This window comes from Winogradskya humida (assembly GCF_016862215.1).
Classification (GTDB): domain Bacteria; phylum Actinomycetota; class Actinomycetes; order Mycobacteriales; family Micromonosporaceae; genus Actinoplanes; species Actinoplanes humidus.
In genome coordinates this window covers 74341-90067 of sequence record NZ_BOMN01000093.1, presented here as the reverse complement: position 1 = coordinate 90067, position 15727 = coordinate 74341, and the positions used below count along the sequence as shown (strand labels likewise).

Sequence of the window (15727 nt, the reverse complement as noted above, 5' to 3'; positions counted from 1 at the left end):
GATCCTCCCGGGCTCAGAGTGGGGGCAGGGCGAGGTCGAAGCGGAGGCCGCTGGCGCCCTCGCCGTGGCCGGTGGTGACCCGGCGGCCGATCCAGAGGGCCGTGCCGCCGCCGACCGTGCGGGCCTGCTGGAACGTACGGGTGACAAGCACCCCCTCGCGGGGAACCTCCTCCTCCGCGATGGTCGCCGCGGCCGGCAGGATCGTGCCGAGCGGGTCGACCACCTGGGCGGTGCCGTCGTCGAGGTAGCGCAGCATCGGGCGGCGTTCCAGCACCGGGTGGGACCGCTGCGGCACGGCGACGTACGGGATCCAGTTCTCCGGGACCGAGGTCATCAGCCGGTAATGGAGCCGGGCATCGCCGGGAACGGCCGCGGCCGGCATTGCGGCGGCCTGCTGGGCGCGGGGGACCGGTTCGCCGGTCCCGGCGTCGGGCACGATGCGCTCGACGCCCCAGACGAGGTTGGCCATCTCGTCACGGAACAGGGCCACCTCCTCCAACGGCAGACCCTCGAGCACGCGGGGAATGGTCGGCGCCAGCACGAAGATGTCGGCGAGCCGGGACCTGTCGGTCAGCGGGGTGCAGCGGAACACGCCCCAGCCGGTCTCGCGGGACGCATGTACGTCCACGTCGACACCGAACGTATCGACGACGTGCACGGTGTCGATCCTCGTCGCAGTGCCGTACGGAACGATCAGCGGCACCTGGAACCAGTCGACCGAGTAGGTCAGCGCGAACTCGACGGTGGCGAGCCGGGCCAGGTCGGTGCGCCCCGCCTCGAGATCACCGAGGTAGACGCGAGCGTCCTCGAATTCGAACAGGCGGTCGCTGGGCATCCCGGCGAAGCGGACCGGCGTAGGCAGCGTGGTGTCCGCGAGGGTGGTGCCGGGTGGGGACGGGACGGCTGCGCCGGTGAGGTCGCCGTGGAACCAGTCGAGGGTGCCGCCGGTGTATTCGTCGACGTGCAGCGCGACCGGGCCGTCGGACAGTGTGGCCTCGGCGGCGAAGGAGTGTTCCAGCCGGTGCGGGTTCCAACTGTCACCGGCCGGTGCGACGAGGAAGCCGGAGACCCAGCGCTGCCAGCCGGCCACCACCGGGGTCGTGGCGGCGGCGGGGGCGGCGCCGAAGCTGTCCGGCAGCCCGGTCAAGCCCCCGTTTCCGTCGTCGAACCCTGCCAGCGCGGCCAGGACGGCGGCACTGTCCGGCACCCGCCCGGCGGCGAGACGCTCACGGGCGTCACCACGACCGGCCGGGGCGTACGCGTCGATCGCCGCCCGGGCCTCCGCGGTCAGGCCCGCCGCCCGCAGCATCCGCAGCAGATGCAGCCCGGCCTGGGTACGCAGCCGTAGCGGAAGCACCGGCGGGAGTTCTGCTTCCACCAGCGCTTCCAGCGGCGGCGCTGACTCGCCGGGCGGCGGGATGTCCGAGGCACCGCCGTCGTTGCGGAGCCGGGAGAAGGTGCCGGACTCCCCGCGTACGGTGGCCAGGATCGGGGTTCCGGCGTCCTCGCCGGTTAGTTCGTCGAACTGCCACTGCCGGCCGATCATCCACAGCGGATCCGCGACCAGGGCCTGCGCGCCGGGTGTCAGGTCGCCGCTGGTGACGGTGAGCGGTTCGAGCCGTGACCAGCTGGTGAGCAGAGGCTGGAGCCGCAGGTCCGCGATGTCCTTCTTGGCGATCTTGGCCTGCGCGAGCAGGTCGCTCAGGTCAGGCATGACGCCCCTTCTTCCCATAGACATGAGTCGCCACCAGACCGCCGAGCATCTCGGCGAGTTCCAGGAACCGGATGCCTGGTGTGTCGCGGGTGTACGCGTCAGGCAGCAGAAGCGCGGGCACCAGGGTGGCCAGCGGTGCCAGTTCCGGGGAACCGAGCGTGCGCAACTGCGCCAGGTCGACGGCCTCGTGAACACAGCCGGCGACGGTGTCGAAGCTCCAGTGGGTCTCGTCCGGTGACGGGTGGACGGCCAGAAGCATCGCCTGCGGGGCGCGGGCGCCGGGCGCGTCGAAATGGAACGCGACCGCGGTGGTCTCGTCGGCGGCCGGCACGGTCTCGGTCCAGGCGTCCACCAGCAGGCCCGCACCACCCCGGGCCCAGTCGAGACCGTCCGGTGCGTAGAGGACGACCCCGGCGGTACCGGCCGGTGGCGGGCCGGTGTCGCCGAACGGCAGCGCCACCCACGGTACGTCCGGCCGGTGCGGTGTCTGCACCAGTTCACACCGCCCCGGAACGTCCACACCGTCCGCCTCGGCATGCACGAGCAGGGCCGCGAACGCGTCGAGGCCGGGCCGGACCAGCGCGCTGCGGTGCAGCCACGACACCAGGGCCGTGCCGTCACCGGCGAGGAGCCGGTCGCGGGCACGCCGGGAGGCCTCGAACGGTGCCGGGTCGGCGGCCGCGAGCACCGGCAGGAAAGGCTGCTGGTCGCCGAGCAGTGTGGTGACGGCCGTGGCGCTGTCCGCCGCTCCGGATGCGTCCAGCCGATGCCGGATCCGCTGCAGCACCAGGGCAGGGTCCTCGCCGGGAGCGATCGGCCCGACCGGCGTCAACGCGGTGAGCGCATCACGCAGACCGGCTGCGTCCCCGGAGGCCAGCGCCGCGGTGGCCCGGTTCAGCAGGACCTGGACCCGGGCGCGCAGCGCGGTGGCACGGCCCTGCGCCTCAACGCTGTCGACGGCGGCGACCGGTGTGCCGGTGCCGGCGCTGACATCGGCCGCCGACTCCAGATGCTCCGGGGCCAGCGGCGATGCGCTGATCGTGTCGGCGGCCCAGGTCGCGACGTCGAGCAGCTCCGCCATCGCTGATGTGTCCAGGTCGAGCCGATCATCCGGGCCGAGCGCGTAATGCCCCGCGAATGCCTCGCTCAAGCCGTCCCGGCGGGCGCTGAGAACCACCGACAACGCCGACATACGCAGGTCGGCGAGCGTGGCCGGGGGCAGCGGGACGGTTTCCTGCTCCCGGACCACCCGCGCGGTCACCGTCCCGGTGCCCGGCCGGCCGACCAGGGTGCCGAGCCACCGGTCGAGCCGGGGTTCGGCGAGGCTGCGCAGATCGGCGGGCCAGCCGTCGGCCGGGGCGGTCGCGTCGCGGTCGAGCCAGATACCGGCGCGGTGGGTGACGATCGGCCCCGCCCGGCCCGTTCGCACGAACTCCGGTGCGGGCGCGGGGGCCTGCCGGTCGTGGGCGGCCAGCGCCGCACCCGATCGGTCCAGGTTGCCGACGGTGGCCTGGTGCACCGATTCGGCCAGCAGCACGTCGCTGACCCCGTCCGCCAGCCCGGCGAGGTCGTCGAGCTCGGCCGCCACCTGGTCGCGGTCACCCGTGGCTATCCCCGCGGCGGCCAGCAGCCCTGACCGTTCGGCCTGCCAGCGGGCCAGCAGCGCGACCCCGTCGACGACGTCCCGGGCCGCGACCGCCTCGGCCGGTGCGGCGGCGCCGGGCGGATCCGGGCGTTCGCTGCGCAGCGGGCAGACCTGGCGCAGGGGCAGGATCCACTGCGCCAGCCGCAGGTCGCGTTCCTGCAGACCGCGTTCGAACCGGTAGCCCAGCAGGGCGGCGAGCCGCTGCCCGGACGCGACACCTTCCAGCAGGCGCAGGGCGGCGCGGACCCGCCGAGAGGACAGGTCGAGGTCGAAGAGCCGGCCGTCCTCGCCGCGGTGGGAGAGCCGGGCGCTACGCAGTACCGCGGTCGAAGCGGCCTGCCCCAGCGACGGCGCGTGCACGAAACCCAGGCTCTCGGCGGCCGGCCCGGTGTCCGGGTGCAGGTCCTCGACCACACCCCAGCCACCGGCGTACAGACCGGCCGGGTTGACCGCCCGTCGCTGCGCCAGCCGGGCGGTGGCCAGCGATGTGATCCACGCGTCGAGACGGGTGGAATAGAGGTCGAGAACACCGCGGAACGCCCATTCGAGCTGGTCGGCCGGTGCCTGCTCAAGGGTGGACAAGGCCGTGTCGAACCGGTGGTGCAGCGGATCCTCCGCCACGGTCGGCTGTCCCCGCCGTTTCTGATAGCTGACGGCGACGAACTCCCCAACGGTCAAATCACCGGTCAGGGCCGGCAGCACGGTCTGCTGGAACTCCAGCGGGGTACGCGGCACCGGCGTCGTGCTTCCGGCGGTCACCGGCGACAGGACGGCCTCTTCGATCCGCAACGTGTACGGCAACCGGTCAGCCGGCCGCGTCAGGAAGTCGACGAAGCTCGCCGACAGCTCCAGCGAAGTGGCCTGCGCCGCCACGATCGCCTTACCGGCCCTGGCATTCTCCATCGGCGCCGCGCACGCCAGGAACGCCTCCAGCAGGGCGACGGAATTCTTCCTGGCGGTCAGGATCACCGCCCCGTCCGGTTCGGTCAGCAACCGGCGGATCTCGCCGAGATAACCGGTGCCCCGCTGCCCGCCCGCCTCGGCCTTGAGCACCAGCGGCACGTCGAGCGGGTGGTCCGCCTCGTCGAAGGTCAGCTCGGCCAGCCGGGGCAGCTGCAGCACGCCCATCCGCCGCAACAGCAGGGCGATGACCGTACGCTGCAACCGGGCTGTCTCGGTCCACGACGGATGCAACGCCTGCCGTTCGACCGGCCCGATCAGCTTGCGGACGGTCAGCTCCCAGGCGACCGGCATGCGCTGCAGCAGGGCGAGCATGATGTCGTCGACGTCGCCACGGGCCCGCACCTGAGCCAGCCGCGGGACACCGGGCACCAGCGGTTCGACCATCGAGCGCAGGACCGCCGTCACCCCCTGCACGCTGCCGCCGGCCTCGGTGCGGTCGCGCGGCATCACCGGCAGGATTCCGTACGGCTGACTGCCGATCCGCACCGTCGGTAACGGACCGCCGGCGCGGAGGTTGGCCACGACGTGCTGCCGCAGGCCGGCCTCGACACCCGGGCCGGTGGTCAGCGGGTCGAGCATCTCGGTGAGGTAGTAGCCACCGGTCGCCGACCACGTCGCCTCGAGCAGGGCCTGCTGCCACCGCTGTTCGCGCAGGTCGGCACCGGCCACACGGCGCAGCGTCGCACCACCGAGTCCGAGCGCCCGCGTCGTCAGATCGCCTGCCGAGCCGTCCGGCTGCGGCGGAGGTTCGTGCGGTGCCGAAGCCCGCCGGGCCGCCTCGGGGTCGGTCGTGTAAGGGCTGCGCTTTGCGGTCGTGGAGTTCGTCGGCACACCCTGCGGCACGAACGCCATCCGTCCCTCGTCGGCGTGCGCCGCCAGGTGCTCCTCGACCAGGCCGGCGGTCCGCGCCGGGTCGAGCGTCCAGTCGACGCCGACGGCGATCAGCCGGTCCACGCCGTCCGCCAGCCTCGCGCCGTGCAGCAGGTCGCTCTGCCGGACGGTGACGACCATCCCGACCCGCTCGGCCTCGTCAACGTCGTGCAGCCAGGCCAGGTCGGGGTCGGCGGGCAGGCCGCCGGGCAGCGTCGCAGCCTCCGGATCGGGCGAGGGACCAGCGGCCAGCCGGTCCGGCACGGCACCGCCCCATCGGCGGAAGATCTCGGTGTGCCGCCCCGGCTCGTTCCGCTGGTAGCCGAGTACGCACCACCGGTCGGGCAGCAGCGCCGCCTGAGCGGCGACACTCCACTCACCGGAACGGCGCGGCAGGTCCCGCCAGATCGGCCCGGCGTCGGCCGAAGCCAGGTTGCCGGGTTCGTAGGTACGCACGAGGAACGCGGCCCGTCCCGGTCGCAGCCGACTCGCCAGCCCCTGCCAGGCGGCGTCGGCGAGCGCCCGCCCGACCTCGGTGCGGGCGTCGCGCTCCGGCCACCGCTGGGTCCAGTACCAGGTGAGCCCCTGCGCCTCGGCGTCACTCACCGCGGGATCGTGGCTGGTCACGTGCGCCTGGTCGGGGAAGATACGGACCTTCAAGGTCTGTCCGCCGTCGAAGAACCGGGTCTCCAGGCGGACCGGCAGCATCAGGATCGGCAGACCGGCCGAGAGGGACGTGACGGCCTGCTCCGGCCCGGCCACCGCGACCAGCGCCTCCGAGGCGGACATGACCGTCCGGCCACCCGACCGGAGCGCGGCGATCAGCTCGCCACGTCGGCGGTCCAGGTCGGTGGCCTCGGCCTGAGCGGCGGCTGTGGTCTGATCGTCGCCCCGGCTGCGGGCGGCCGCCGCTCGGTCCCGGCTGTCGGACAGAGCCAGCCGGACCCGCCGCAGCCTGTCTAGCCGCTCGGTGACGGCTGCCCGGGCGGCGGCGATGCCGGTGAGGTCCAGATCGGGCACGGCTACCTCCGGGGGCTGATGCGGGCCGGTCAAGGGGCGAGCAGGTGAGAGGCGTGTACGTACAGTGCGAACGGCTGCTGGAACAGCGTGGCGGCCAGGGTGTCGGCGCGGGCCGTGGCCTTGTTGACGCCGGGGGCCACGGCGTCGGCCACGCGCAGGTGGGCGCCGGGGGCTACGGGGGTGTCCGACCAGCTCAGCGCGCCGGCCCCGGCCTCGGCGTTTTTCGTCTCGTCGAGGCCGAAGCGCGGCTCGGTGAGTGGTTCCATCAGGGCGAAGAAGAGCCCGGCGCCGTCGGTGAGAGCACTTTCAGGCAGCGGGAACCCGAAGTAGGACACGTCCGGGTCGAACTGCCCCTGAAAGATCGGCGCCACCGTACGCGCCCGGTCCGGCCGCCGCGCGTCCAGAGCCGGGACCGCGAGCACGACCGTGTTCGGGTAGCGGCGCAGCAGGTCGCCGCGCAGCATCAGGACAAGATTGCCGGCCGTGTCGATGGTCTGCCCGGCGAGGTTCCCGGTCCGCCATCCATGGATCGGCGCGATGTCGTCACGCCCGTCGAGCCGCCGCCAGAAGCGCCGCAACGGGGTGCCACGCCCGTCCGCCGGGAAGCCGCGGAACAGCAGCTCGCGGTTCATCTCGTGGTTGAGCCCGGCCATGAACGCGGCGACGAATCGTGGATTGGTCTCCAGCACGGTCACCGAATCCGGCGGGACGGTGTCGACGCCGGGGCAGAAGCGGGTGCGGTCATGGCCGGTCAGCAGGTCGGCCCCCGCCCGGGCCAGCACCGGATAGGTCATCACCCGGTCCAGCCCGCGGGTCGCCCACCAGCCGTCCACGGTGAACGGCTGCCCGGCCGCGGTGAACTCGCCGATCCCCTTACCGGCGAACCGGATCATCGCGTCGCGGCGTAGCGGCTGGGCGACGGACGGCAGCAGGTGCTGCTTGATCGCGGCTGCTGTGCCGGCGAGGTCGTACGCGACGACGGTGGCGACCGGCGGCGGCACGGCGATCGCGGTTGTCCTCTTCTGCGCCGTCATCGCGGTCTCGAACAGCGTGATCACCCGAGGGTCGGTGATCAACGCCGGGACCGCGACGGTCGTGCCGGCCCCCGCCGGGGCTGTGACAGGCGTGCCGATGACCACGACCGGGTCGGCGATCACGACGGGCGGCTTCCCGATGACGATCGGCCCACCCGGGAACGCGCCGCCGGGCCGTGCGCCGCCGGGGAAGAGGGGGAAGGGAACCGCGGGTCGCAGGACCGGCAGGGTCCCCACGCCGGGCAGGTGCGCCGAGTCGCTCCTGCGGATCACGTTGACCGGTAGCCGGGAGAGGAAGCCGCCGAGGTCGAGGGTGGCCACGCCCGGGTCGAGCACGGCGACCGGCTGCCGGGCCACGCCGGTACGCAGGACCAGGGTGTTACCCGCGTCGATGTCCAGCACTCCGACCGACATCGGGGTCGTCAGCGTCCCGGCCCGCACGACCGGTCCCTCCAGCAACATCCCCACACCCCGGTCCGCGGTCGCGGCGACGCCGGTGGTGAGCGCGTCGAGCAACGCCCCGCTGCCGATCGTCTCGATGACGGTGCCGGTCGGCTCGGTGCCGGCCACGGTGAGCACGGTTTCGGCTGCCAGCGTGCGTGCCGCGTCCACATGGGTCTGGGCGAGCAGGCCGACGGTGTGCAGGTCCGTGCGTACGGTCAGCCTGGTCTGCTGGTCGGTCCGCGCCGCGGCGACCTTCTGCGCGCAGGCTGCCAGTGACTGGACGGCCTCCGCACCGACCTCGAGTGGCAGCCCGAACGCGGCGAGGGTGGTGCCGGTGAGAGCGGTCGGGTCGATGCCGGTCAGGGTTGGCCGGGCGAACCGGGTCGCGTCCAGCCCGGGGTGCCCGACGGCCAGCTTGGCCACCAGTGTGGGCCGCAGCGCGGTGCTCACGACCCGCAGCCGGCGGGCCGCCCGGGCGACCGCCCGTCCGGACGGCGCGAGAGCCCGGCGCAACCCGGCATCCACGGTGGCGTCCGGCATCGAGGAGGCAGCGACCGTCGCGACGAGGCTGAGCTTCCCGACCGGCGTACGCCGTGCGGCCGGAGCCATGACGCCCAGCAGGACGCCGTCGGTCATCGGCAGGACGTGCCGCCGGTAGAACGACTCGGTGACCAGCGTGGTGAGCGCGGCACGCTGCAGTGCGGCCTCCGCGGTCAGCACATCCCCGGCCTGCTGCCAGGCCGCGTCGACGAGGTCTTCCTGGTTGTCGCGCACGCATTCGGCGCCGAGCCCGGCCGCGACCCGGGAGCGCGGGTCGAGGTTGAGTTCGCGGAACCATTCGGCATCCTCACCGGCGACCCGGTCACGGACACTCCACCGCTGCACGTGTGCACCGGCGTAGACCGGCGGGCCGACCGGCTGGCGGGAGGCGTCTTCGAGGGCCTGTCCGTCGAGGACCCCGTCGGCGGCGTCGGCGAGGGTACGTGTGATCTCGGCGAGACCGGCGCGCAGCCGCTCCGGGGTGTCGTGGAGGCTGGGGGTGCTCTGCAGCGGTGCGCGCAGGACACCGTCCATCGACATGACGGCGGGTTCTCCGGTGATTCGCAGAGGGGGAGCCGCGTCTCCGACGTCCATCGGGGTCCGGCCGACCTGCGCGTCGATCCGGTGCGGGCGCAGGCGCTGGGCGAGCGACTCGAAGTCGCCCTCGATCCCGGTCTGGAAACGCCAGTGGAAGTACATCGGCAGTACAACCGTGTCCTGCTTCGGCGACCAGGCCTTGTCCAGTGTCATGGCGGGGCCGGGCACGCCGCCCATTCCGCGGATCCGGCCGGCGTCGAACGCCGGCACCAGGGCGGCGATCCACCGGCGGCCGGGGATCAGCCGGCGCGGGCAGATCAGCCGGGCCACGTTGTGGTCGGGCCGTGCGGCCAGGTCGGCGGCCGGCCCGGCGGTGCCGGCGGTGTCGATGAGCTGGACGTGCGCCCAGGCCCAGGACTCGTCGAGATCGGGAAGTTCATCGCCGGCCCCCGTCACGCTCAGCTGGGGCAGTGGTGCACCCCGCGGCGCGGTCACGGTCACGCCGTCCCGGTCCTCGACCACGACCAGCACCAGCCAGGGTGGCAGCCGCCCGTCGGCGGGGACCCCGTGCGGGGTGAACAGCCAGGGCAGCTCGGGGGCGTCGAGGTCGATCGCGGCCAGGTAGTTCGGTTCGGCGTTCGTGGTCTCGGGGCGCGGGAACGTGCGGACGATCTGCGCCGGGTCGATGCCGGTGACGTCGCCCGGGCCGAGGACCGTGGCCTGCGTCGTGGCTGCGCCGGCACCGTCAATGGTCACCGTTACCGTGACCTGCGCGCGGGCGGGTATCGAGCCGCCGGCCGGTGGGTCGGGCAGCGCGGCGGACAGGCCGCGGCGGGTCCAGGGCAGGAAACGGTAGACGGTCGTCATGTCAGACTCCGGTGATCTCGAACGCTTCGACGACGACCGTGCCCAGCCTCGCGGCCTGCTCGGCGGCCGCCTCGGAGACGGCCGCGGTGCCGGTCAGCGTCTCTGCCCTGACCAGGGTGGTGGCATCGGCCAGGACGAGGGCCGGGTCCTGCTTCACCGTCGCGGCGCCCGGCCCGCCTCCGGTCAGGGCGGCCTTCACAGCGCGCGCCGACTTGGCCGCGGCGCCGAGCGTCACGTGCACCAGGACCTGCCCGTCGAGCAGGTCCCGGTGGCCGATCGGAATCGTGACCCACGGGAAGCGGGCGATGTCCGGCTCCGGTTCGAGGATCTTCTCCTCGTACGTGGCCGCGACCATGACGCCCGGGTCGTCCACCCGGTAGCCGTCCAGGCCAACGGTCACCCCACAGGGGAAGCGCTCGAACGATTTGCCGCCGAGCCGCTGTTTCTCGCTGACCTCCATGAACTGGCTGCGGGCGAAGTGCTCGTCGACCCCGGTCACCCCGCGGGCTTCCCTGCCGCCGATGCGTACCTCTTTCACCGAGAAGCGGGGCGAGCCCTCAGTGAGCGGGCTGGTGCCCAACCGGTCGATGGTGACATCGAACGGCACCGTCTTCTGCGACACGGTGAGCCGGCCGAGCGGATGGGCGGCGGTGAGGCCCTGCTCGGCGGCGGCGAGCGTGACCAGGGACGATCCGCCGACGGGCGGGCCGGGCAGCAGTCGTTCGGGGCGCGAGATGTCGGCCAGCAGTGTCTGAGCGGCGCTGACCGCCTTGGCCAGGGCGGCGATCATGTCGGCATCGGTCCATCGTTCGTCGAAGGACCGCTCGACCTCCCACCACAGGATCGAGAACGCGAACGAGCCGGTTGCGTGCCACTCGCCCGGCCCCTCGAGCTGCATGATGACGGTCACCGCGGTGAGGGTCTGGCCGAACGCCTTGATCGCCACCGAGAAGTGCAGGCTCACGACGAACCGGAACTTCGGCGAGACGGTGATCAGGGCGTCGAAGCCGAGGCTGCCCTCCAGCGCGGCCGGGCCGATCTTCGCCTCGAGTGCCACCTGGAAACCGGTCTGCACGGTGTTGGTGGTGACCGCGAAGTAGCACTCGCACCGCAGCTTGATGACCCCGATGCCGAAGGACATGCTCAGCCGCTCCAGCGAGGTGGGCACCCCGGCCGGGAAGTCCTTGAAGGCCGGGTGGAAACCGCCGGCCGACAGCAGGAACGAGGGCGTCCCGCCCATCCGCATGGCCAGCATCAGCTCGCCGCCCAGATGCAGCATGGTGCGGTCCTCGATGCCGACGAACGAGTCCCGCAGCCGGGCCCGGATCAGCAGGAACTGTTCCTGCGCGTCGTAGAAGCCGACGACGTCGACGAGCAGCCGCAGGATCGCCGGCGCTTTGGTCGCCTTGGGCGGGAACTGAGCCAGCAACTGCCCGATCAGGACGATCTTGGTCAGAGCGATCGGTCTGCCACCGCCGAGGGCGTTGCGCACCTCGAAGATCAGGCCCAGCCGGGCGACCACGATCGGGGGTTTGCCGAAGGACAGCTCCAGCATCGGGCCGAGGACCAGGCTGTCCGGGACGATCGGGAAGAGCCGGCGGTAGCGGTTGATGATCCGGGGCGCGTCACCGACCGGATCGTCGGGGAACAGCACGTCGTCCAGGGCGCCGGTCTTCATGCCCGCGGTGAGGGCCGGGATGTCGATACCGTGGTGCAGGCCGATCATCCCGCCCACCCCGGTGAGGAAGATGCCGAAGGCGATGTGGACGGAGAACTGGCCGTAGATCATCAGCAGGAACGACCAGCCGGGGCTGCCGTCCGGCCGCCTGGTGGTGATCAGGGTGATCGCCTTGAGCCCGAAACCCGCGGCGAAGGTGAGTTCGAGTGTGCCCGCGTACTCGCCGCGCTGCGGATCGATGAACAGGTAGCCGCCACCCTTGACGGCGCCGGCGTCCAGTCTCAGGCCCACGCCCTTGGGCGGCAGGAACGACACTGTCCTGCCGATCTCGGCACCACGCGACAACGTGGTGAAGTCGATGCCCATGCCGACCTTGTCGACGGTCGCGGTGAACGCACCGAGGCGTAGCGAGAACGCGCTGTGCACCTCGAGGACGACCCGTTCGCCGAGGATCAGTTCCAGTTCGACGTACTGGATGGTCAGCACGCCGAGAACCGAACCGGACACCGGCAGGTTCACCTTCAGCCCCGTGCCGCCCTCGAACCGGACACCGCCCTTGGTGTCGGCCACGAAACCCAGCTCGAACGGCAGGTCCAGGGTACCGACCGGCAGATTACTCAGGAAACCGTCGCCCTTGCCGAAGGCGACCACGAGCCGGCCCTTGCGCAGCGCGAACCGGAACGCGGCGAAATCCGGGCCGACCTCGACGCCGTACGCGAGAGAACCGATCTCCAGACGTGTCCCGTCGCTGACACCGAGCAGGAACGCGGGTTTGCCGCCGGCGTTGTCGACGGCTTCACTGCGCAACGACAGCGTCGGCCGCAGACCACTCAGCAGCCGGTTCTCACCGGCGCCCAGATAGACCGAGAAGGCGCCGTTCGCCCCAGCGGCGAGGGTGTATTTCGTGCTTCCCGTGGTCGTGCTGATCTCGAGCTGGGCGCCGACGCTGAGCAGGATGCCGGGCCCGCCGTGCACGGAGGGCACGCCGATGACCGTCAGGACCGGTGCCGCGTCACCGATGCGGAACTTGACGGTCAGCGCCCGCGCGGCGATGCCGGCCGAGACCGGGTCGGTGCCGGGGTCGGGATCCCAGCCGTAGGCGGCGTCGATGAAACCGCCGGCCTGGGCCACCATGGCGTCCAGACCGACGACGAGGCTCCCGGCGACGAACGAGAGCCGATCGATGACGGCTTCGGCGTCACCCCTGAGCTCGCCCTTGAAGAGCCGGCCGACAGGGGCCAGATCGAGCGTACCGATCGCCTCGTCGTCCTCGGTGATCAGACCGACCAGACGGATCAGACCGTAGGCGGCGGGGTTGCGGACCTTGAGCGAGTCGGCCGCGTAGACCTTGAACAGCAGCCAGAGCACGTCCTGCTCGGTCAGCCCGCCGGACTTGACCGCGTCGGCGAACGTCAGCCCGGTCCTGACCAGTGCCTGCACCTGGGCGATCACGGACAGCAGCGACGCCTCGTCGACATCCTGTCTGTCGACGAATTCGTCGATCTTCGCGCGGACGGCCGGGTCGATAGGCGCCGGGTTGACCGGTGTCGACGGGTTGAGACCGAGGTCGCCGAGGATCTGCGCGGTGATCGCCGGATCGCTGAAGGTCGCCTCGATCCACTCCACGACGGACTTCACCCACGTGACGACCCGCTGGAGGAAGTTCGGGCTTGCGGGCTGGGTCATCGCTTGTCACCCTCCCGCGATCAGGGCCGGCGGCGGCGCGGCCGCCGTCCGGGCGAGGTCCACGCCGTGCTGGGTGAAGCCCGATCCGGTGGCGCCGTCGCCCACCGGGGAGAGCAGGGTGTGGGTGGCGACGTACTCGCCCGCACCGGTCGGCGACGGGGCGAACGAGACCAGCCCGACGTTGCTGCGGAAGACCATCAGCCGGACCGGGTCCTGGAGCTGGGCGAGCAACTGCTGGTGGGCGGCCGCCACGGAGGCGTACGTGACGATCGGGTCGGCGGCGTTCATGGCGGGCAGGGACGGCGACACCGGCGCGCCGACCCCCATCGCGGCCGTGGGACGCTCGTCGCGCAGCACGGAGATCCGGTAGCGGACGTCGGGTGGGTTGCCGGCGGCGATCGTCGTGCCGGCCGGCCAGTCACGGGCAGGCACGAACGCCGGCCGGGAGAGCAGCCGTCCCCGCCTGCCCGGCGAGATGGCCGCGCCGGGAGGCAGCACCACCCCGTGAGCGGCGTCCCAGCCGAGCCGTTCGACGGCCGGGCCACGCAGCAACCGCTGTGCGCTGCGCTGAGCCCGGAGCACCGCGCGCTGGCCCTCGTCCGGCTGGTTCTTGGCGGCGCTGCTCGTGCATTGCAGGATGCGGCTGCGGGCGGTGTCGTCGCCCCGGGTCCACAGGTCGCAGACCAGGCTCGACGCGAAGTGGACGTCCCCACCGAGCACCACCACGCGCGGGTAGGTGGCCAGGCGGCGCAGCGTGGCGTGGAAGGCACCCTCATGCGCGCCCCAACCCTCGACATCCCACTGTTCGCTGCCGACGATCACCGGCCGTGGGTTGGCGGGGTCGAACGTCGCAGCGCCGGACAGGTGGTTCTTGAAATCGAAGAACGCGGCAGCGGCCGGTTGGACCAGCGCGTCGAAGATCCGGGGGAACAGCAACGGTACGGCCGAGACGACGATGAGCACCTCGCGGTCACCGGGCAGCGGCCCGGCCGGCAGCATGGCGTCGAGGGACTCGCCGAGCAGCTGCGGCGGGCTGTCCCGGATCGCCGACTCGTAGGTGCGGCGGGTGCGGGTGTCGAGCACCAGGATCCGGTGGCGGGGACCATCGATCGTGAAGTGGAACCGGAGCTCCTTTCTGGCTTTCGCCTCGGCACCGGGCTCCGGCTGCCCCTCGGGCGGGCGCGGCGGCTTGACCAGTCTCAGCAGTTCGTCGATCTTCTCCGGGTGCTCCGTGCTTTTCGCGGCCCGTTCGGCCAGCAACGTGCCCATCGCGAGGTGCAGCGTGAGCCCCGGCGCCTCCGGCGGCCCGGCCGTCTGCGGGATGAGCCAGTGGTCGGGGTCGTTGCCGGGTGCCTGGAAGACCGCGTACGCCATCAGCCCGTTCCGGATGACCGCACGGCCCAGCGGCGACGTCAGCGTCCGGGCGCGCCACGGCGCACTGATGTACCAGTCGTCGGTGATCTCGTGGTCGTCGAAGATCATGTAGGTGGCGCAGTTGGCCAGCACCCGCGCCACCCTGGCAACCGTGCCGGCGAAGCCGTCGACGGCGGTGCGCTCGTCGACAGCTTTGGCCACGGACTCCTTCTTCTGCTCGTCGGTTTTGCCGCCCAGATCGGTCAGGTGCAGAGCATCCCGCCGCTCCGGCGGGACGTCGGCGAACAAGGTGGCCGTGGCGGGGAGGGTGCGCCATACCCGGGGACTCCAGCACGCCAGGTACATCGCGGCGAACTCGCCGAAGCCGAGCAGATGGCTCCGGGCGGCGGTGGACGTGAACCGGGCGACCTCGGCGGTGAGCCGATCCCGGCGCAGCGTCGGAAGTTCGGTTACCTCGGCGTGCTCGGTTTCGGTGAGCGGCACGGTCTCCGTGTATCCCAGGATCTCCCCGGCGACGGCCTGCAGCATCGGTAGCAGCGGTGCCGCCACGTCGTCGGCGTAGATCTGGTCGCCGGTCAGCAAGAGCAGCTGGGGACGTTCCGGCAGGCCGGGCCGTTCGCCGGCGATGATGTCGTCGAGCCAGGCCAGCGCGTCCGGGCCGGGCCCGTGCGGTTTCCGGCACGACGTGTGCGCCAGCCGCAGACCGGGAATGTCCGCGGCCGGGCCGGCGAAGGTGGGCAGCCGGTCGGTGCGATAGCCGAGAGCCAGCCGGGCCGGCGCGCCGGCGTGGATGCCGCCGCCCTCACCGGAATCGTCCGCCAACAGGCCGAGATCGCGCAGGCCGGAGCCGTTGACGAGCAGGTCGTACGAGAACAGTGCACCAGGGTTCATCCCGGCCCCGCCGTCGGTCCTCGCGGTGACCGTGGCCGTGTAGAGGTGTTCTCCCCATTTGCGGGCGGGGACGGTGTCGCTGCGCGCGACGGTGGCGGAGTTCGAGGCCACAGTGCCCGGCCCGGTGCTGTCCTGATCTGCGCCGAGCCAGATCACCGCCTGAACCGTGGCGGGCTCGGAAAGGGCGATCCAGAACGTGGCGGAGGAGGCGTCCACCCGGCGCACGATCGGACCGGCGAGCACGAATGGCAGCACTGTTCTCACCCCCGTGGGGAGTCGTTCAGCTGCTGATTGATAAGAGCGTTGGGGAAAGGCTTACCCCGCTTCAGGCGGCTGGTCAAGGCGTTCACCCTCGTCAGTGATTTGCCGCATGATGCATTCTCTTCGTTGTCCTCGATCCGACAATTGGAGAGGGTTTTAATTCAGAATATTGGATACTCAAGTGCCCTTTAGTAAGCAGATAT

Annotated in this window: 5 protein-coding genes; all 5 read right to left on the bottom strand. The window is 71.9% G+C overall.

Annotated elements, in window-relative coordinates; all coding sequences use genetic code 11:
- Positions 1-13 precede the first annotated feature (13 nt).
- Genes Ahu01nite_RS33410 through Ahu01nite_RS33390 form a run of 5 tightly spaced genes read right to left on the bottom strand, consistent with a single transcriptional unit; the run spans position 14 to position 15518 of the window.
- Positions 14-1714 carry a hypothetical protein gene (locus Ahu01nite_RS33410; RefSeq protein ID WP_203840700.1) on the bottom strand — a complete coding sequence of 567 codons (1701 nt, stop codon included), beginning with the start codon at positions 1712-1714 and terminating at the stop codon, positions 14-16.
- On the bottom strand, positions 1707-6212 hold the full coding sequence (locus Ahu01nite_RS33405; protein ID WP_203840699.1) for a hypothetical protein: 4506 nt from the start codon (positions 6210-6212) through the stop codon (positions 1707-1709). The genes Ahu01nite_RS33410 and Ahu01nite_RS33405 overlap by 8 nt, the downstream gene beginning before the upstream one ends.
- A gap of 29 nt (positions 6213-6241) precedes the next feature.
- Complete coding sequence (locus Ahu01nite_RS33400; RefSeq protein WP_203840698.1) at positions 6242-9634, bottom strand: hypothetical protein; 3393 nt, start codon at positions 9632-9634, stop codon at positions 6242-6244.
- Between the two features lies 1 nt (position 9635).
- Entirely contained in the window at positions 9636-12998 is a 3363-nt protein-coding gene (locus Ahu01nite_RS33395; RefSeq protein ID WP_203840697.1) for a DUF6603 domain-containing protein, read from the bottom strand.
- 6 nt (positions 12999-13004) lie between these two features.
- Positions 13005-15518, bottom strand: a complete 2514-nt coding sequence (locus tag Ahu01nite_RS33390; RefSeq protein ID WP_203840696.1) for a metallophosphoesterase family protein — start codon at positions 15516-15518, stop codon at positions 13005-13007.
- Between the last annotated feature and the right edge of the window lie 209 nt (positions 15519-15727).

Excerpts from the sequence above, each read along its gene's own strand:
- Ahu01nite_RS33410 (WP_203840700.1), bottom strand. The coding sequence starts at position 1,714 with ATGCCTGACCTGAGCGACCTGCTCGCGCAGGCCAAGATCGCCAAGAAG.
- Ahu01nite_RS33400 (WP_203840698.1), bottom strand. The coding sequence starts at position 9,634 with ATGACGACCGTCTACCGTTTCCTGCCCTGGACCCGCCGCGGCCTGTCC.
- Ahu01nite_RS33395 (WP_203840697.1), bottom strand. The coding sequence starts at position 12,998 with ATGACCCAGCCCGCAAGCCCGAACTTCCTCCAGCGGGTCGTCACGTGG.